The organism is Crenothrix polyspora (assembly GCF_900163755.1).
Taxonomy (GTDB): Bacteria; Pseudomonadota; Gammaproteobacteria; order Methylococcales; family Methylomonadaceae; genus Crenothrix; species Crenothrix polyspora.
The window spans coordinates 43,851-62,280 of record NZ_FUKI01000105.1 but is presented as its reverse complement, the minus strand read 5'-3'; the positions used below and the strand labels follow the sequence as shown (position 1 = coordinate 62,280).

Annotated in this window: 15 protein-coding genes; 8 read left to right on the top strand and 7 right to left on the bottom strand. The window is 42.8% G+C overall.

Annotated features, from left to right (window positions below; all coding sequences use genetic code 11):
* Nucleotides 1-565 precede the first annotated feature (565 nt).
* Both CRENPOLYSF2_RS08240 and CRENPOLYSF2_RS08235 read left to right on the top strand, forming a co-directional pair.
* A complete protein-coding gene (locus tag CRENPOLYSF2_RS08240) occupies nt 566-1,987 on the top strand; it encodes a DUF937 domain-containing protein (protein WP_176371066.1) in 1,422 nt (473 codons plus the stop codon).
* A 520-nt stretch (nt 1,988-2,507) separates the two neighbouring features.
* Nucleotides 2,508-3,020, top strand: a complete 513-nt coding sequence (locus tag CRENPOLYSF2_RS08235; RefSeq protein ID WP_087143475.1) for a disulfide bond formation protein B — start codon at nt 2,508-2,510, stop codon at nt 3,018-3,020.
* Nucleotides 3,021-3,141: 121 nt separating this feature from the next.
* On the opposite strand, the gene nadA is transcribed toward CRENPOLYSF2_RS08235, so the two are convergent.
* Together nadA and CRENPOLYSF2_RS08225 are read right to left on the bottom strand one after the other, a co-directional pair.
* On the bottom strand, nt 3,142-4,230 hold the full coding sequence (nadA, locus tag CRENPOLYSF2_RS08230) for a quinolinate synthase NadA (protein ID WP_087143474.1): 1,089 nt from the start codon (nt 4,228-4,230) through the stop codon (nt 3,142-3,144).
* Nucleotides 4,231-4,323: 93 nt separating this feature from the next.
* Complete coding sequence (locus CRENPOLYSF2_RS08225) at nt 4,324-5,076, bottom strand: SIMPL domain-containing protein (protein WP_087143473.1); 753 nt, start codon at nt 5,074-5,076, stop codon at nt 4,324-4,326.
* A 299-nt stretch (nt 5,077-5,375) separates the two neighbouring features.
* Between CRENPOLYSF2_RS08225 and infA the strand changes: the two genes are divergently transcribed.
* Nucleotides 5,376-5,594 carry a translation initiation factor IF-1 gene (gene infA, locus CRENPOLYSF2_RS08220; RefSeq protein ID WP_019866271.1) on the top strand — a complete coding sequence of 73 codons (219 nt, stop codon included), beginning with the start codon at nt 5,376-5,378 and terminating at the stop codon, nt 5,592-5,594.
* 4 nt (nt 5,595-5,598) lie between these two features.
* Here the strand turns inward: infA and clpA are convergent, their stop codons facing one another.
* Both clpA and clpS read right to left on the bottom strand, forming a co-directional pair.
* Nucleotides 5,599-7,869, bottom strand: a complete 2,271-nt coding sequence (clpA, locus tag CRENPOLYSF2_RS08215) for an ATP-dependent Clp protease ATP-binding subunit ClpA (protein ID WP_087143472.1) — start codon at nt 7,867-7,869, stop codon at nt 5,599-5,601.
* Between the two features lie 11 nt (nt 7,870-7,880).
* Nucleotides 7,881-8,204, bottom strand: a complete 324-nt coding sequence (gene clpS, locus CRENPOLYSF2_RS08210) for an ATP-dependent Clp protease adapter ClpS (protein ID WP_087143471.1) — start codon at nt 8,202-8,204, stop codon at nt 7,881-7,883.
* Between the two features lie 239 nt (nt 8,205-8,443).
* Here clpS and CRENPOLYSF2_RS08205 point away from each other — a divergent pair, with 239 nt between their 5' ends.
* The 4 genes from CRENPOLYSF2_RS08205 (at nt 8,444) to mtaB (ending at nt 13,182) form a co-directional block, all read left to right on the top strand.
* Entirely contained in the window at nt 8,444-8,905 is a 462-nt protein-coding gene (locus CRENPOLYSF2_RS08205) for an NUDIX hydrolase (RefSeq protein WP_087143470.1), read from the top strand.
* Nucleotides 8,898-9,989: a tRNA 2-thiouridine(34) synthase MnmA gene (gene mnmA / locus CRENPOLYSF2_RS08200; RefSeq protein WP_087143469.1), complete on the top strand. Its 1,092-nt coding sequence runs from the start codon at nt 8,898-8,900 to the stop codon at nt 9,987-9,989. The genes CRENPOLYSF2_RS08205 and mnmA overlap by 8 nt, the downstream gene beginning before the upstream one ends.
* A 236-nt stretch (nt 9,990-10,225) precedes the next feature.
* Entirely contained in the window at nt 10,226-11,590 is a 1,365-nt protein-coding gene (gene purB / locus CRENPOLYSF2_RS08195) for an adenylosuccinate lyase (protein WP_087143468.1), read from the top strand.
* Nucleotides 11,591-11,886: 296 nt separating this feature from the next.
* Nucleotides 11,887-13,182 carry a tRNA (N(6)-L-threonylcarbamoyladenosine(37)-C(2))-methylthiotransferase MtaB gene (gene mtaB, locus CRENPOLYSF2_RS08190; protein WP_087143467.1) on the top strand — a complete coding sequence of 432 codons (1,296 nt, stop codon included), beginning with the start codon at nt 11,887-11,889 and terminating at the stop codon, nt 13,180-13,182.
* Nucleotides 13,183-13,417: 235 nt separating this feature from the next.
* On the opposite strand, the gene CRENPOLYSF2_RS08185 is transcribed toward mtaB, so the two are convergent.
* On the bottom strand, nt 13,418-14,461 hold the full coding sequence (locus CRENPOLYSF2_RS08185) for a DUF481 domain-containing protein (protein WP_087143466.1): 1,044 nt from the start codon (nt 14,459-14,461) through the stop codon (nt 13,418-13,420).
* A gap of 546 nt (nt 14,462-15,007) precedes the next feature.
* On the opposite strand from CRENPOLYSF2_RS08185, the gene ylqF reads away from it, so the two are divergent.
* Nucleotides 15,008-15,940, top strand: coding sequence for a ribosome biogenesis GTPase YlqF (gene ylqF / locus CRENPOLYSF2_RS08180; protein ID WP_087143465.1), 933 nt, complete (start codon nt 15,008-15,010; stop codon nt 15,938-15,940).
* Nucleotides 15,941-16,030: 90 nt separating this feature from the next.
* Here the strand turns inward: ylqF and CRENPOLYSF2_RS08175 are convergent, their stop codons facing one another.
* Both CRENPOLYSF2_RS08175 and CRENPOLYSF2_RS08170 read right to left on the bottom strand, forming a co-directional pair.
* Complete coding sequence (locus CRENPOLYSF2_RS08175) at nt 16,031-17,194, bottom strand: hypothetical protein (protein ID WP_087143464.1); 1,164 nt, start codon at nt 17,192-17,194, stop codon at nt 16,031-16,033.
* 658 nt (nt 17,195-17,852) lie between these two features.
* Nucleotides 17,853-18,293, bottom strand: a complete 441-nt coding sequence (locus CRENPOLYSF2_RS08170; RefSeq protein WP_087143463.1) for an NUDIX domain-containing protein — start codon at nt 18,291-18,293, stop codon at nt 17,853-17,855.
* Nucleotides 18,294-18,430: the final 137 nt, after the last annotated feature.

The following is an 18,430-nucleotide window of genomic DNA, read 5'->3' as shown; positions in this document are numbered from 1 at the left end:
TGCTGAGCTTGTCGAAGCATGAACGGCACACTTCGACAAGCTCAGTGCGAACGGTTACGCTGTAACTATTGAACTGTGAAAACGCTGTATAGAGTAGGCTGGCTTGGCAATAACCTAATTCTCACCGTTACATTACAACGCATCCTGCTTAAAAAATACCGCTTAAAATACCATCAACTACGGCGCTAGATAACCTAAACCAGACTATTGAGTACAAAACACACAAATTTATTGCTAGCAGGGTTCGTGTTTTTGTCAAGGATAACGCGCTTTAAATAGCAACCAAAATGATACGCACTAGCCTTTGTTAATATTCATTTTTTAGCTAATTTAACACACTTGAGCTATCTTAAAAACAGCGGTTTTACTTTATTGATTATAGGATTACCACGAGTTATTGTTGACATTCGCAGCCTCAAAGTCGACAATCGCACTCTGTTCCCTATGCTATATTTAACACATATAGGGAACATTTTTCATTAACAAAGCAGCAATATGTTGTTAAATTACCCCCTCGACACCACGCTAAACTGTGTCATACAAAAGACTAATGAGGAGATATTGCATGTCCACAAATTTACTAGAACTATTAAATGCCCACTTAACCGAGGATGTAGTCTCAAAAATATCCAACTTTATTGGCGAATCACCTAAAAATACCGGCTCAGCATTAGGTAGTGCGCTCCCTTCACTGCTCTCAGGGTTAATACATAAAAGCTCAGATTCTCAAGGCGCGGGCATTCTTTATAATTTATTAACTCAAAATCAAGATAGCAGCTTACTGAGTAATTTGGGTGCCGAACTATTGGGGGGCGATGTTACCACAAAGCTCATGAATGCAGGGTCGGGGCTTTTAAACTCGATATTTGGCAATCAATCAAAAGACATTGCCAATGTGGTTGCTAATGCTAGCGGCATTAGTAAAACAGCTTCTAGTTCTTTATTAGGCTTATTGATGCCAGTTGTTTTTGCTATTATAGGCAAGGCACTAAAATCACAACAAATTACCAGCCCAGCGGGTTTAGTCTCTCTTTTAGGTGAGCAAGGAGGCTTTTTAAAAAATCTTATTCCAGGTGGATTAGCAGGTATTTTTGGCGTAAGTGCTGCTACCGCCGCCTCGTTACATAGCACAACAGAATCATCTACCGTACGTACTGTTAATGAAAATATTCAACATAAGGCACACACTACGCCTGCTCAGGAAGAAAGTAGAGTAGAGCCTTACTTAGCTCCCATTATTAGAGAACGCAAAATAATACCGCCACCTGCACCTATTCAAGAAGATGAAGACGAGGGTATTTTCGGTAAATTTTTACCTTGGCTCATCTTAGGATCTATTTTTGCATTAGGCTGGGGAATATGGAAAAATCTTAATAAAACGGTTGCTACAGAGCCACCTGTGGCAATTTCTGCCCCTAGCACAGATACAACACCTGCACCTGTAGCGGCAGTAGAACCGGTTGCGACCGCTGTTACACCACCCGTGACGGCAGTAACACCACCGGTTATAGCAACACCTGATAATGTGGCCAGTGGCTTTGAGCAAAAACTATCCTCTGGTTTTGAGCTAAAAGCTCCTGCAAATAGCATGGAAAGCAAATTATTTGCTTTTATTAATGATAAAAGTACAAAAATAGACAAAGATAAATGGTTTACAATGGACGGTCTTACTTTTGACACCAGCAAGGCGACGTTAAAACCAGAATCTAACGTACAAATGACCAACATTACCGAAATTCTCAAAGCTTTTCCAGCGGTTAAAATAAAAATTGGCGGCTATACTGATAACACCGGTAATGCCAAATCCAATAAAAAACTTTCTTCTGATCGTGCCAGCACTATTACCCATGCATTAATTAAAGCGGGTATTAATAAAGCCCGTTTAGTAGGTGAAGGTTATGGCAGTGATCATCCTGTTGCCAGCAATGATAGCGCGGAAGGTAGACAACAAAACCGACGCATTGATGTACAGGTTACAGCTAAGTAAAACATCGCTTAGTCGGAATCCTTTTTATGACTACCTACTTAAGCGAGGCACGGTGTAAGGCTTAACCGTTCGTCCTGAGCCTGTCGAAAGGTGGACGGTTAAGCCAATCATGGTTCGACAGGCTCACCACGAACGGCTTAAGCTGAAACTGTCCCGCCTTAAGTGGGTGACTCTTTTTATTAAGGATCTGATGTTACGCACCGACTACGAACTATCAATAACTTACAGTTATTTTTTGCTTTGTAAGTCATTGATTCTTCGTTTGCCTGCGTAACATCAGTTAAGGATTCCGATGCGAGACCTTGAAAATTTTTCACCCAGTTAGAGCCCAAAAACTTACGCCGCGCTGTAAATACATCATCGAGCATTATTGAATTATTTTAATACCGCTAACAATAATCGCACAGTATAATCTGACGTTTCTTGTGTCGCTAACACACTCAGCCCACACATATAATTCTTCAGATAACGTTTGTTTATCTATCACGACTGTGATCATTACATTCCCAGAGATCCAAAAATGTTAAATTTAATACCTTTTAATCCAAGAGGATGCTTTTTTATGGGCTTTTTAAGCTGCTGTTGTTTATTAATGGCAGGTGCATACTTACAATTTGCAGAAAAGCTGGAGCCTTGTCCGCTGTGTATTTCACAACGTATTGCTATTTTTTTAACCGGCATAAGTTTTTTGGTTGCGGCAATACACAATCCCAAACAAACCGGCATCACCGTTTATGCAATTTTAGGCGCAATTATCGCGTTATGCGGCGCAAGTATTTCAGCGCGACATATTTGGTTACAACATTTACCGCCCGATAAAGTCCCCGAATGTAGCCCCGGCTTAGAATTTGTTTTTCAAAACTTTCCAATCTCTAATACCTTAAAACTCATGTTAAATGGCACGGGAGAGTGCGCCAAAATAGATTGGACTTTGTTAGGCTTTAGTATTCCAGAGTGGACGTTACTGGCTTTTTTAGCGTTGGCAATATTGAGTCTTGTGCAAATCTGGAATCCTAAAACATCACGCTATTAAGGCAGTGGTTTTTTAGGTGGCGTTAACGAAAAAAGCCTCGGTAGATATATCCACCAAGGCTTTTTGCACAGAGCGTTTTAGAGAATTGCCAATTATGTAGCTCTGGCAATTTTAATGAACATTAACTGACCATCAGCATATTATCCAAGGTTTTTTTAGCCAACTTAGCTTCTTCTGGCGGCACAGAAATTTGATTAATCACATAACCCGCCGCTAAATTTTCCATCACCCACGCCAAATGCTGCGGATCAGTTCTGAACATGGTGGAACACATGCACAATGTTGGTGACATAAAATGTACGTTCTTGCCGTCTACCTTACATTCTTCATGCAAGCGGTTAACCAGATTTAATTCCGTCGCCACCAGCCAGCGTGTATTGGGCTCTGCCTCACGCACAGTCTTTAAGATATAGGTGGTTGAGCCAATAAAATCCGCTTTTTGACAAACTTCAAACGGCGCTTCTGGATGCGCTATTACTTTGGTTTCTGGGTATTTGGCTAAAAAATTATCAATTTGCTCCGCTTTAAATGCCTGATGTACCGAACAATACCCATTCCACAGGATGATCTTGGCATCACGAATCTGTTGCTCAGTTAAGCCACCCATAGGCTTAGTAAAATCCCAACTAACCATTTGTTCCAACGGAATGCCCATGCGATGGCCGGTATTACGGCCTAAATGCTGGTCGGGAAAAAACAACACTTTTTCGCGTTGGGCAAAGCTCCAGTTCAGTATTTTTTCGGCATTAGACGACGTACAAACAATACCATTGTGTTTACCGCAAAATGCTTTTAAATCGGCCGCAGAATTAATATAAGTAACCGGCGTAATGGTATTGTCAGCATCCAGCACTTGCGACAACTCATCCCAGCATTTTTGCACTTTGATCACATTGGCCATATCGGCCATCGAACACCCTGCCGCCAAATCGGGCAATATGGCAATTTGTTCTGGCCTCGACAAAATATCGGCCACTTCCGCCATAAAATGCACACCGCAAAACACGATGTATTCAGCATCTGCTTTAGCAGCATCGCGTGATAATTGCAGAGAATCTCCAACAAAATCAGCATGTTTAAACACTTCATCACGTTGATAATGATGACCCAGTATTACACAGCGCTTACCCAACTTAGTTTTAGCAGCACGGATGCGGGCATCGCACTCTTCATCGTCGAGTAAGGCATAATCTTGAATCGGTAAAGTCATTGTGTGGGCTCTCTTAAAGTTTTAAGCATACGTTAGACACCAGCCTTTAGGTTTAAAAATAGATAGGATGTTTTTCACCACTTGCCAAAAACACTATTGTTCGATGTTATAGACGATAGTAACAACCACCTTGGCAGTTTTATTGATAGTGGTTTTATCATACGTACCACCGTAATCATCGCCATCCGACGTACCTCCTGGTGGCAATATATAAAACGCACCTTGTGATGCGGAACGCATTACACCCACATTTACACCGTCATGCTTAACAAATTCTTTAGCGCGATTACGGGCATTTTCAGTGGCAGCACCGATCAGTGACATTTTAACGTCTTCCAGGTTACTGACCAAATACAGCGGCGCACCGGCAGTAAAAGGCTTTCCAGTCGCCTGTACGCTCAAAATGTCTTTATTGGCGGCAGTTACTTTAATTAAATCTTTAGTCGTTACCACAATGCTTTGGCTGGCATCATAGCCTCTTTGTTCCGAACGCGTGCCCCCATTGGCTAACGGCACATCAATCATGTGCGGCGTAACTGCTTCAGCGCCTTCTTGCCAACTGGTTTTATCCAAACCGTGCTTAACCAAAAACATATCCAGGCCAGGACGTTCCTGACGTAAATTAGCCAGTGCCTGGGCAAAATTCTCAGCGCTTACCGACACGGTTACTGTCCATTCAGCATTATCCGCTTGCACAGCTTTTTCTGCTAAGCCTTTTACCGATACCGATTGTTGCGCAGACACGGCTTTTTTAGCCTGTACACCCAAAATAAATGCTGCGCCAGACATGCCCAAGGCGAGCAACAATCCTAATATGGCCATTGAATAAGATAATTGCTTTTCCATTGAACTGCCCTCTTGTGTTGTGTGACGAATAAATACTATTGGAATACAGCTTGAGTTAAATGTTTTTCTCAACTCCAACAAGATTCAATAATTGTCAATACTGGGTTAGCAAATAACCGGTAGCCTAACTTATTTCAGTATTACCAATTTTTGTGCCGTTTTAAGTTAAATAAATGCAATCGATTGATTTATGCTTGATTCTGCTACGTTCTGAATTATTAATTGCGCCACACACTTCTATAGTTAATAACAACCTTATGGTACAATGGGCGAGTCTAAATCACTTAAAGAGAATACACATGGCTAAAGAAGATCAAATTGAAATGGAAGGCAAGGTTATTGATACCTTACCTAATACAATGTTTCGCGTACAGTTGGAAAACGGTCACATTGTTACCGCACATATTTCCGGCAAAATGCGCAAACATTACATCCGCATCTTAACCGGCGACAGCGTTAAAGTAGAAATGACCCCTTATGATCTGTCCAAGGGGCGCATCTCGTTCCGCATGCGTTAACCGATTAACCGTTTTCAGAAACAATTAATTCATTATTTTCTATATCCAAGCTGAGCTCATTGTTTTCTACATAGATACGCACATTACCGCCGCGCACTAATTTACCGAACAGCAAATCGTTCGCCAGTGGCTTTTTGATTTTTTCCTGGATCAATCTTGCCATCGGTCTTGCCCCCATTTCTGGACTACACCCGTGCTCGGCCAGCCACAAACGGGCATCGGTATCTAGGCTGAGGGTGACGTTTTTATCGGCCAGCAACGCTTCCAGCTCAAAGATAAACTTGTCGACCACAGAGCCCACAATGGCAATATCCAGCGGTTTGAACTGAATAATCGTATCCAAACGGTTACGAAACTCCGGTGAAAAAGTTCTTTCGATGACTTTCAAGCTATCCGTCACATGGTCTTGCTGGGTAAAACCAATGGAAGCACGACTGCCTTCTGCCGCCCCTGCGTTGGTAGTCATTACCATGATGATATTACGGAAATCCGCCTTGCGGCCATTGGTATCGGTTAGCGTGCCGTGATCCATCACTTGCAATAATAAATTAAACACATCAGGGTGAGCTTTTTCTATTTCATCCAACAGCAACACCGCATACGGATGCTTATTGACTTGCTCGGTCAATAACCCGCCTTGATCAAAGCCCACGTAACCTGGTGGTGCGCCAATTAACCGTGATACCGTATGCCGTTCCATGTATTCAGACATATCAAAACGAATTAACTCTACGCCCAGCACCTTAGCCAATTGTCGCGTTACTTCGGTTTTACCGACACCGGTAGGGCCTGCAAACAAAAATGCGCCGATGGTTTTTTGGGCTTCCCGCAAACCCGCTCGCGACAGCTTGATAGCTGACGTTAACGCAGAAATAGCCTCGTCTTGACCAAACACCAACATCTTGAGATTTTTGTCCAGATTACCCAGCTTATCCACTTCATTCGACGACACCGATTTAGCCGGTACTCTGGCCATTTTGGAAACAATATCTTCAATCTCGGTCACATCAATCACCGGCACACGCTCAGACACCAGTTTCATGCGCTGTCTTGCACCGGCTTCATCAATTACATCAATGGCTTTATCAGGCAAATGCCGGTCGGTAATATAGCGATCGGATAATTCTGCCGCAACCCGCAAGGCTTCTGGCGAGTATTTCACATCATGATGCTCTTCAAAGCGCGATTTAAGGCCTTTTAAAATAAGGATGGTTTCTTCCACAGAAGGCTCAAGCACGTCCACTTTTTGGAAGCGACGTACTAACGCATGGTCTTTCTCGAAAATACCGCGATATTCTTGATAGGTCGTAGAACCGATACAGCGCAACTGACCTGAGGCCAGAATGGGTTTAATTAAATTGGACGCATCCATGACACCACCAGAGGCCGAACCTGCACCAATAATAGTATGGATTTCGTCGATAAATAAAATTGAATCCGGTTCATTTTTTAGCTGATTCACCAAATCTTTCAAGCGCTTTTCAAAATCGCCCCGGTATTTGGTACCGGCCACCAAGGCACCCAAATCCAGCGCATAAATCACGCTGCTACGCAAAATTTCGGGCACACTTTCTTCCACAATGCGCTTGGCTAAACCTTCGGCAATGGCGGTTTTGCCGACACCGGCCTCACCCACCAATAACGGGTTGTTTTTACGCCTGCGACATAAGATTTGTATGGTGCGCTCCACTTCGGCCTCGCGGCCAATGAGCGGATCAATCTTACCTTTTAAGGCTTCGTCATTAAGATTAGTGGCGTATTTTTCCAAAGGAGTACTGGACGCTTCTGGGTCATTAGGGTTCATTTTGGCAGCTTGCTCAGGTGCGGATGACTGATCCTGTTCGTTTTTGGATATGCCGTGTGCGACATAATTCACCACGTCCAGCCTGGAAACATCTTGTTTATTTAATAAATACACCGCATGCGAATCTTGCTCGCTAAACAATGCCACAAATAAATTAGCGCCCGACACTTCTTTTTTATCAGATGCTTGCACATGAAAAACCGCACGCTGTAACACACGCTGAAAACCCAGAGTAGGCTGGGTTTCACGGTGTATGCCATCGGGTATCAGGGAAATGGTTTCATCAATAAATTGCTCCAACTGCATGCGTAACACTTTAAGATTGCAGCCACAGGCTTTCATAATGACTTCTGCGGAGGCATTATCGGTTAATGCCAGCAGCAGATGCTCAACGGTAATAAACTCGTGGCGCTGATCGTAGGCTTTTTTAAAGGCCATATTCAGGGTAACTTCCAGCTCTTTACTTAACATACACTCTCCGACTACAGTTCTTCCATTGAGCACAGCAAGGGATGCTGATGCTGTCTTGAATACTCATTGACGATATAAACCTTGGTTTCTGCAACATCTTTGGAATACGTACCGCACACTCCCACGCCTTGTGTATGGACTTGTAACATCACTTGCGTCGCCTTTTCTTTGGGCATAGCAAAAAACTGCATTAAGATTTCAATGACAAAATCCATCGGCGTAAAATCATCATTTAACAAAATGACTTTAAACAACGGCGGCTTTTTGAGCTTAGGCTCAGCCAGCTGAATCGACAAATCGTTATCGTCGTCTCTGTATGGATCAAAATCGGACATAATTCCCTGTAAAATAGTATTCTAGGCCTTAACATAATGCTAATGTAAGAATATTTCAAGGCCTTGTGCATAAGAAAATTAACCGCTCACCCAGTTGCATCCTGCAAGCGGGCAGTGATGCGCATTGTTATAAAGTAGACAAGTGACTGTTTTATGAAACAGATCATCTGTTAAATCTTTGCAGCCATAATACCGTTAAATCCAGTAGAATAGCCTTTTTATTCACTCGGAACACCTGAATGGTTTGGAAACCACACGTCACTGTCGCCGCCATCATCCAACGCGGTGATCGTTTTCTTTTTGTTGAAGAAGAAACTTCCAGCGGCCTGCAATTTAATCAACCCGCCGGCCATCTAGAAGAACACGAAGACTTGCTTGCCGCTGTTAAGCGCGAAGTTAACGAAGAAACCGCCTGGCATTTTGAACCAGAGGCGATTATTTCCGTGCAACTGTGGCGACTTAATCCTAACTCCCCCACCTACATGCGTTTTTGCTTTTCTGGCCAATGCCACAGCCACAATCCCTTGCAAGCTCTGGATGATGGCATTATCGCCACCCATTGGTTAACCCGTGATGAAATTTTTACCCAGCAATCACGCTGTCGCAGCCCCCTAGTGCTGTCATGTATGGATGAATACCTGAACGGCCAACGCTTTCCACTCAGTATGCTGAAATCATTACTCAATAATCACCATGCGTAAAAACATTATAGTCGGCATGTCCGGTGGCGTGGATTCTTCTGTCACCGCCCTGTTATTATTAGAACAAGGCCATGATGTTACCGGCTTGTTCATGAAAAACTGGGAAGAAGACGATGGCACTGAATACTGCACCGCCATGCAAGATCTGGCCGATGCACAGCAAGTCTGCGACAAACTCGGCATAACACTAAAAACGGTTAATTTTGCCAGCGAATACTGGGATGAAGTCTTTGAGGTATTTTTATCAGAATTTAAAGCCGGGCGCACGCCAAATCCCGATATTCTCTGTAATAAACACGTTAAATTTAAAGCGTTTTTAAACTACGCGACTGAAGATTTAGCCGCAGAATTCATCGCCACTGGCCACTATGCCCGTGTCGCTGAAGAAAATGGCAAATACTTTTTACTCAAAGGCTTAGATCCCAATAAAGAACAAAGCTATTTTTTGTACACGATGGCGCAAAAGCAGCTATCACGCACACTGTTTCCGATTGGCCATTTGCACAAACCAGAAATTCGCGCCTTGGCGACAAAAGCGGGTTTTGATAATCATAAGAAAAAAGACAGTACCGGTATTTGTTTTATTGGCGAGCGCAAATTTACCGAGTTTTTACAACGCTATTTACCCACCCAGCCTGGCGAAATGCGCAGCCCCGACGGACAGCTTATTGGCCAGCATCATGGCCTGATGTATTACACCTTTGGCCAGCGCCAAGGTTTAGGGATCGGCGGCGTTAAAGATGCACCCGATGAGCCGTGGTATGTACTGAATAAAGACTTGACCACTAATCGCTTAATCGTCGGCCAAGGCCATAACCATCCGTTACTGCTGCATAATACTTTGGAAGCCAATCAACTGGACTGGTGCAATAATCAGCCACTCACAGAGGTGCTGCGCTGCTACGCAAAAACTCGTTATCGCCAAGCCGATCAAGCCTGCACTGTTACGCCATTGTCGAATGATCGGGTGCGCTGCGTTTTTGATGAGCCACAACGAGCAATTACACCAGGACAATCCGTGGTGTTTTATGATGGCGAGCTATGTTTAGGTGGCGGCATTATTGAATCAAAAACAAATCAATAACCGGCTTAGTACATGACTATCAAATTTTTTGCCCACCATTACGCATCAAAGTGTCTATTCTGCGGGGCACTACAGCGTTTTCACAGTTCAATAGTTACAGCGTAACCGTTCGTACTGAGCTTGTCGAAGTGTGCCGTTCATGCTTCGACAAGCTCAGCACGAACGGTGGCTGTAACTGCCCTAAGTTGAAAACGCTGTATCAATATCAATCAACACATAAATAACTGGATACCTTCATGACCCATTTTGCCTTAACCGCTATTTCACCGATTGATGGCCGCTACGCCAGTAAAGTGGCCGATTTGCAACCTATTTTCAGCGAATACGGCCTAATTCGATTACGTGTTACCGTTGAAGTACGCTGGCTACAAGCCTTGGCCAAACACACGTTAATTACCGAAGTTAAAGCCTTCAGCGAGACGGCTAATCAACTGCTTGACACTATCGTGACAGATTTTTCAGAAGCCGAAGCACAGCGCGTAAAAGACATTGAAAAAACCACCAATCACGATGTAAAAGCCATGGAGTATTTTTTAAAGGAAAAAATCGCCGGTAACGCGGAACTGGAGCAAGTGAATGAATTCATTCATTTCGCCTGCACCTCAGAAGATATTAATAACCTATCTTACGCCTTAATGCTAAAAGAAGGCCGTGAGGTGATTGCCACACAAATCAGCGCCTGTATTGATGCGATTAAAAAAATCGCACTGGAAACCGCCGATCAACCGATGTTATCGCGCACGCATGGCCAATCTGCCACACCCACAACCGTTGGTAAAGAATTTGCTAACGTGGCAGCGCGGATGCAACGCCAATATGCACAACTGCACTCGGTAGAGCTGCTGGGTAAAATCAACGGTGCAGTCGGCAATTACAACGCGCACAGCGTAGCTTATCCTGATGTTGATTGGGAAGCCTTTGCCAAAAATTTTGTGGAATCATTGGGTTTAACCTTCAACCCTTACACCATTCAAATTGAACCGCACGATTATATTGCTGAATATTTCCATGCTTTATCGCGTTTTAACACCATCTTGCTGGATTTTGACCGTGATGTGTGGGGCTATATCAGCTTGGGATATTTTAAGCAACGTACGGTTGCCGGTGAAGTGGGCTCATCCACCATGCCGCACAAAGTCAATCCGATCGATTTTGAAAACTCTGAAGGCAATCTAGGCCTGGCCAATGCCCTGTTTGGTTTTTTAGCAGAAAAATTGCCGGTATCACGATGGCAACGCGATTTAACTGACTCCACCGTATTGCGTAACATCGGCGTGGGTATTGCACATACCAGCATTGCTATTCAGGCCAGTTTAAAAGGCATATCCAAATTACAGCTTAATGTTGAGGCTATCGAAGCAGATCTGGATCGTAACTGGGAAGTGTTAGCTGAGCCGATACAAACCGTGATGCGTCGTTACGGCATTGAAAAACCCTATGAAAAATTGAAAGATTTAACCCGTGGCGAAAAACTAACACCCGAGCAAATGCGTGTGTTTATTAACGATCTGGACATTCCAGTGGCCGCTAAAACCGATTTATTGACCTTGTCGCCCAGAACGTATATCGGCTATGCCAAAAAATTAGCTAACCAAATTTGATTTTTGTGACTTAGTTCACAATACTAATTTTTAATGTGTGCCATAATTAAGTCGTGGTAGATAGTTTCTTTGGCGGACTCCTTAGGTTGACGTTTATCACAATTAAAGGCCGTACCAGCCCTACGGCCTTTTCCTCTTTCAGTAACAAGCGCCATACAGTTAAATTTAACACGCAATAGCTGGCTTTTCCTCTCCGTGCAGCAACTCCATTCAAATCCACAGCATTGCCAAGTCACCAAAGCTTGGCAAGTGCTATAATAGCGACTCTTTTTGCATGCGGATTTTTCATACCATTCATGTTAGTACACCTTAAAACGCTCGGCTGTCGCCTGAATGAAGCTGAATTGGAAACCTGGGCACACGACTTTCAAAAATCGGGTCATCACATTACCCAACAAGCACAAGCAGCCGATCTTATCGTTATTAATTCTTGCGCGGTTACCCATGATGCAGCGCGAAAATCGCGCAATTTAATACGCCGTGTTCACCGCGACAATCCCAAGGCCAAACTGGTGATCAGTGGCTGTTATGCTACCTTAGATGAAGCGGAGGCCGCTGCCATTATGGGCGTGGACATGGTGGTGCGTAATGCCGATAAAGCTCAATTAGTCGAGCGTTCCTTAACCGAACTGAGCATGGAAACCATGCCAGAAATGTCATCAGATCCCGGAGAATCGTCTTTATTTACCCGTGGCAGGCAACGCGCATTTGTTAAAGTGCAAGACGGTTGTCGTTACCGCTGCACGTTTTGCATTGTTACCATTGCCCGTGGCGAAGAAATCAGTCGGTCGATTGATCTCGTTATTGCAGACATTAACACGCTACACGCACAGGGTATCAATGAAATTATTCTTACCGGCGTACACTTAGGCGGCTATGGTAGCGATTTGGGCTATACACTGTGTGATTTAATTAAGGCTATTTTACAACGCACCCACATTCCAAGACTGCGTTTAGGATCACTTGAACCGTGGGAATTTACCGCCGAGTTTTTTGAACTGTTTAACAACCCACGCTTAATGCCACATTTGCATTTGCCACTGCAAAGCGGTGCGGATTCGGTACTGCGCAGAATGGCACGGCGCTGTAAAACCGCAGAATTTGCCGACATCGTGCAGCAATTACGTCAGCGCATTCCACATTTTAATATCACCACCGATATTATCGTCGGTTTTCCTGGCGAAACCGAAGAAGAATGGCAGCAAAGTGTCGATTTTATTCAGCACATTGGCTTTGGCCATATTCATATCTTTACCTATTCCATTCGCAACGGCACTAAAGCGGCCACCTTGCCCAATCAAGTGGACAGCCAGACCAAAAAGCAACGTAGCCAACAGTTGCATGAAATAGCCAACACCTTAAAACAGGCCTTCTACCAAAATAATATTGGCCAGGAATTTTCGGTGTTGTGGGAAGGCTACAGCGAAGTTTGCGACGAAAATCAAAAGCGCGTATTTGGTTATACGCCTAATTATCTTCGAGTGGCGGCGGTCATAAAGAGCGCTGATACATTAGAAAATCAGTTAGCCAGCGTAAAATTAACACAGCTAACTGATGATTATTTAACAGGACAACTAATTAACTGGGCATAGCACGCAGTCAATCTTGATAGGTCGGGTATATTTTTGACAAATACAAGACCTACAAGTTTCTTAAAACCTCGTACAACGTTTTCAACTTAGGACAGTTACAGCCACCGTTCGTGCTGAGCTTGTCGAAGCATGAACGGCACACTTCGACAAGCTCAGTGCGAACGGTTACGCTGTAACTATTGAACTGTGAAAACGCTGTAGGTCTTTGCAACACCCAACAGAATTAGTATGTAAATTACCAGCCGTAACCCACACTAAACAAGTAGCGTGTATCAACTGATTCACGACCTGGGGCAGGTTTACTGAAGTAATCCACCTGTACTTCGTTAGTAAATTGTATGCCATTCCAAATCGGCACACGGAAACCCGTGCGACTACGTACAAACAATGAACCATCCACCAGGCCTTCATGGTTATGGAATAATTGTACTGCACGGTTAAACACAAATTGGTCATAGTTAACTGCCCAACGTCCGGCTATGCCACTTTGATCTTTTAAAGCGCACAGGCTTTTAGGTATTTGTGTGCAAACCAGACTTTGATCATAAAAATCAACATTCACATAAGCAGGACCCGCTTCTAATGATAAGTTAAGATCATCTGATGTGAAAAATTGATAACCCGCGCCCACACCGAAGGCCGAACGCAATTTTATATCTTGTAAGCGATCGTTAGTCAGCAAGGCATTAGCATAACCGTACCATTTATCACTAAAGAAATGTGCGTAGTTACCAAACACCTGCCAATTACGTGCATTTAAAGAATTCTTTTTGGTCACCTGGTCTTCATTGTCGGCGTAATTATACAATCCACCCAAAACGACCCGATCATCACGACCACGTACCGTAACTGTTGCATCACCATGATACGATTGGCGCGTGGTGTTACCCGCAGAAAGCCCACCACCGACATTCGCCATACCACTGAAGAATTTTTTATTGATTTCTTTGATTTCAGTCAGTGGAATCGGCTGCGATTGATAAACACCATCTGTTTTTAACGTCATGCTGTTATTTTCGCTATTACCCGCTAAGCCAGTAAACTCTTGTTTATTTTTAAGGGTAACCAGCATAGGCTTGCTTGAATTTAACGTTTCAACAGCATCCCATTTAATAACCACTTTTTCAGCGTAATCGGTTTTCATTTCCAACACTGATCCTGATTTACTCAGGACTTCGCCGGTGATTTTGTCACCATTTTTTAATAAAACTTCATCAGCGTGAGCCGTAAAAGCGCACAAAGCCAGGGTTACTAATTGTAAGGTTTGTCTTTGTTTCATGATGCCTCTTCCGTTTATTTGCTACTTGCGTAATAGCATTTTAAAAAACCAATCCGTCAGCAGTGTATTTTTGCGGATTAAGTGCGCCTGTTGCGTTTATACAAATAAGCAACAGATTGTGTTAAAATACAACAATAGTATGAACGCAAGCTGAATGAAATTCAAGTAGAAAGTTAATTGCTAACAAAAATTCTCTGTCGCATTTATATATAAAACGCTATCAATCAAAATCATAATACATTTCCGTATTATAACATCGTATTATTTAAGAAAATTTACATACGATATTAGTCTGATATTTACAGCCTGCCTAGGCTTTTGCTGTTACGCAACAAATAAAAGCAACTGCTTTGCGGCGCATTGATAATAGATCCATTAATAACAAACATACTCGCATGCGTCCGTTGTATGATGGTGTGAAATAACGCGACAATAAGAAGATTCATTGACCGTTGTGTAGCAACATACGGCATACTAACCACTAACTTATCATTTCAATCGTAAAAAATTGACCCCCTACCCTAGCTAAAATACACACAAAAACCTATGCAAATTCAGTGGTATCCTGGGCACATGTGCAAAGCAGGCAAAGAAATGAAAGAAATGCTGCCGAACGTTGATATCATCATTGAAGTGATTGATGCGCGTATTCCGTTTAGTAGCCAAAACCCTTTATTGGCCGAATTGCGTGGCAATAAGCCCTGCATTAAAGTATTCACCAAAAGCGATTTAGCGGATACCGAAATAACCGCGCAATGGCAAACTTATTTAGAACAAGAGCAAGGCATAAAAACCTTAGCGGTGAGCAGCGATCACCCTGAAAAAATACGTCAACTTATCGACTTATGCCACAAAATGCACCCGAACGTGTCGGCAGCTAATAAACGCACGCAAGTACTGATTATGGGGATTCCCAATGTCGGCAAATCAACATTGATTAATATTTTAGCCGAGCGTTTGATTGCTAAAACCGGCAACGAACCGGCAATTACCAAAGGTCAGCAACGTATTAACATTGGTGAAGATATTGTGTTATGGGATACACCTGGCATGTTATGGCCGAATATTGAAAATCGCCACAGTGGCTATCGCTTGGCTATTACCGGCGCAATTAAAGACACGGCGATAGATCATTTAGACGTTGCGATGGCGGCGGCTGAGTATTTACTGCAATATTACTCAGATGCACTCATGAAGCGTTTTCAACTGGAAACACTACCTGACAGCGAACATGCTTTGTTGGTGGAAATTGGTACGCAACGCGGTTGTTTACGTACCGGTGGGGCGGTTGAAATGGACAGGGTGGCCAAAATATTCCTGACTGAATTACGCGCCGGTGTATTGGGTAAAATCAGCCTGGAAACCCCAGCAATGATGGAAAAAGAACTTCTTGAAGTAATGGTTATTCGTGAACAAAAAGCGGCTAAAAAACTACTGCGTAAAAAGAAATTTTTAGGCGACCAATCACCATTTTCCTGAACTCAAACTATAAAATAATTACCGCGAAAAAACCATGCCGTAGAGAGACGTTAAGTTTTACGTCTCTTACGACAAATTACTGACATTATACTAAGGAAGATACGCATTGATGCCGTACTCACGCGTAGTCAAAGACACCTTGGCAAGAAGAAATTGCAAGTTTCGCTTCAACATTCTAACGTACTCGGCAGGTTTAAATTCGCTGTATAAACCAAGATCAACAACAAAAGCTTCAGCATCTGTATAGCCCAAAAAACCCTGTGCCGGATTATTTAAGAAAAGATATAACTGCTTGAGTTTGGCAATGGTTTTACGGTCGTAACGATTAAAATAACTCAAATTACGCTTTATACTCGGTAAATAATCCGACATATCTGCACCACCGCTGTCTGTCATATAAAAATGCGCAACATTGGCACTGTCTTTTGCCAAGCCAACATTGACATTATTGTAACGATCCCATTGTTGAAAAATAACATCCAATGTCATAACAATCGAATATTCACGCGCTAATTGCAGAAGATCACCCGTATATCCCGCTTGAAGCGTAATTTTTTTGTTAGCAACCGGCTGTGGATTAGACGCTTGCAAAGCGGCAATAATCGGGTTATTTTTTATTGGATCGCCTTGCGCGGCACGAGAAATATCTGCAATAGATTTATATTCAGCGTAGCTGTCATGTTTTTTAGTTTTTAAACACCCCAGTAGCGAAGGTGTTGTTGCAATTCTGGTTAAAATCCGATCAATTCGCACCAAACGCCTAGCGTTAATATCGGTTATGGTAAGGCGATCTTTTTCTAATAATGTTTTGAAGGCAGCGGTGGCTTTTGCACCTAAAGAATACCGAACCACTGGGCGAATAATATCGTCGTGGCCAAGAATTGCTGCCAAATTGTAATACGCCAGTTCAATATCAAAATTAGCCGATCCACCGCGCGTAACGAATGTACCATAAGCTTGATAGCCATCCTCTAAATCAGTAGGGTCTATTTTATGGACTTTTAGATTAATTGACGTTGCACCTGAAAGTTCGTAAAACTCAAAACCATCCGCTTCAAGATTTGTACCCACCCAGCGCTTCATCCATTTGTTAGTTTCTTTAGATAACACCTGCGGTGGCTTTAGTTTTTGTAGCTTGGCAATAATCGGTGCTTGTTTTATAACATTGGCTTGCGCAGTGTTTACTGCTGTATCCGTCAACACAAAGATCAAACTTATAGTTAAAATAAGCTTGGCTTTGGTAATTATCGTCATTTTGTTACTGCGAAATAGGGACATAACTCTTTCTCGTCACGGTTAGTTAGACTTACCGGCTTCTGGCTTAAACGAGACAAAATACAGTAATGAAAATACCTGAGCGACTTGCCGCTGGGTGACTTAGTTGTATTTTTGCCCTGTTTAACTGTGAGCTGGCTTTATTATATTGCCAGTGCCCCCAGAATATTTTCGACGAACAACCTACCCTAAAACGCGAAAACTTCGCGTTTCTAATCTACAGCGAGACCAGGGTATATTTTTCAAAAATCAGCTTAAGACACTTAAGAAAGCTGTTAGCAATAGGTATGCCTAAAAAATATGACGTTATTAATTAATGATTTATAAAAAAATTATTCAGAAATATTGCCTGCAACATAGCAAAGCTGTTAGTTTTTTTGACACATACAGACATCCAAATAAATAATTTTATCTAAATAGAAATCAATACATTGATTTTAAATTGTTTTTTAATTTAAAAACGAAAGTTATTCATCTACAGATCTATAGTATTTAAAAAGCAGAGTATCTTTAAAAACACGTTATAAACGTTGTTTATATTGACATTTTTATCGAATAATCACCCTATACCAGTGATTGCAGTGTAAAGAAATCCAACAACCATTGATTATCACAGTATTAACCTGATGTTTTACACTCACATTATCGGTAACGGTGTAACCTGACCTGTTGCTCGAAAAGCTTTGTAGTGCATTAACACTTGCGCGTGATCAAATGCCAATTGCTCAGGCAAGGCATCAATATTAAAAATCTGACAGTTCTTTGCGTCATCCGCAGCCACAGGCGATCCTGACGCTACTGCCACGTAAACTGCGGTGACAGTATGGCCACGCGCGTCACGACTGGGGTCTGAATAAAGCCCAAGCAAAGCCATTAGCGCAACCTTTAGCCCGACTTCTTCTTGCGCCTCGCGCACCGCCGCGTGTTCAATGCGTTCACCCACATCCACAAAACCACCAGGAATAGCCCAGCCATACGGTGGGTAGGCACGCTCAATTAACACAATGGGGCGATTGGGATAATCGGTTAATTCGATAATGGTATCGGCGGCCAATAAGGGTGTGACAGGTTTGGTCATAAGATTTTCCAAGTAAGGTTCATAAAAGCGAATGATTTCAGAAAATGTTTCAACAAACAAGGTTTAGGAACGTGCATGAAATAACTTGAACAACTTAAACGCCACCACCGTTCGTGCTGAGCCTGTCGAAGCATGAA

What these genes read in the sequence shown, in the direction of transcription:
- CRENPOLYSF2_RS08240 (WP_176371066.1), top strand. Translation starts at nt 566, where the DNA reads ATGTCCACAAATTTACTAGAACTATTAAATGCCCACTTAACCGAGGAT.
- CRENPOLYSF2_RS08235 (WP_087143475.1), top strand. Translation starts at nt 2,508, where the DNA reads ATGTTAAATTTAATACCTTTTAATCCAAGAGGATGCTTTTTTATGGGC.
- nadA (WP_087143474.1), bottom strand. Translation starts at nt 4,230, where the DNA reads ATGACTTTACCGATTCAAGATTATGCCTTACTCGACGATGAAGAGTGC.
- CRENPOLYSF2_RS08225 (WP_087143473.1), bottom strand. Translation starts at nt 5,076, where the DNA reads ATGGAAAAGCAATTATCTTATTCAATGGCCATATTAGGATTGTTGCTC.
- infA (WP_019866271.1), top strand. Translation starts at nt 5,376, where the DNA reads ATGGCTAAAGAAGATCAAATTGAAATGGAAGGCAAGGTTATTGATACC.
- clpA (WP_087143472.1), bottom strand. Translation starts at nt 7,869, where the DNA reads ATGTTAAGTAAAGAGCTGGAAGTTACCCTGAATATGGCCTTTAAAAAA.
- clpS (WP_087143471.1), bottom strand. Translation starts at nt 8,204, where the DNA reads ATGTCCGATTTTGATCCATACAGAGACGACGATAACGATTTGTCGATT.
- CRENPOLYSF2_RS08205 (WP_087143470.1), top strand. Translation starts at nt 8,444, where the DNA reads ATGGTTTGGAAACCACACGTCACTGTCGCCGCCATCATCCAACGCGGT.
- mnmA (WP_087143469.1), top strand. Translation starts at nt 8,898, where the DNA reads ATGCGTAAAAACATTATAGTCGGCATGTCCGGTGGCGTGGATTCTTCT.
- purB (WP_087143468.1), top strand. Translation starts at nt 10,226, where the DNA reads ATGACCCATTTTGCCTTAACCGCTATTTCACCGATTGATGGCCGCTAC.
- mtaB (WP_087143467.1), top strand. Translation starts at nt 11,887, where the DNA reads ATGTTAGTACACCTTAAAACGCTCGGCTGTCGCCTGAATGAAGCTGAA.
- CRENPOLYSF2_RS08185 (WP_087143466.1), bottom strand. Translation starts at nt 14,461, where the DNA reads ATGAAACAAAGACAAACCTTACAATTAGTAACCCTGGCTTTGTGCGCT.
- ylqF (WP_087143465.1), top strand. Translation starts at nt 15,008, where the DNA reads ATGCAAATTCAGTGGTATCCTGGGCACATGTGCAAAGCAGGCAAAGAA.
- CRENPOLYSF2_RS08175 (WP_087143464.1), bottom strand. Translation starts at nt 17,194, where the DNA reads ATGACGATAATTACCAAAGCCAAGCTTATTTTAACTATAAGTTTGATC.
- CRENPOLYSF2_RS08170 (WP_087143463.1), bottom strand. Translation starts at nt 18,293, where the DNA reads ATGACCAAACCTGTCACACCCTTATTGGCCGCCGATACCATTATCGAA.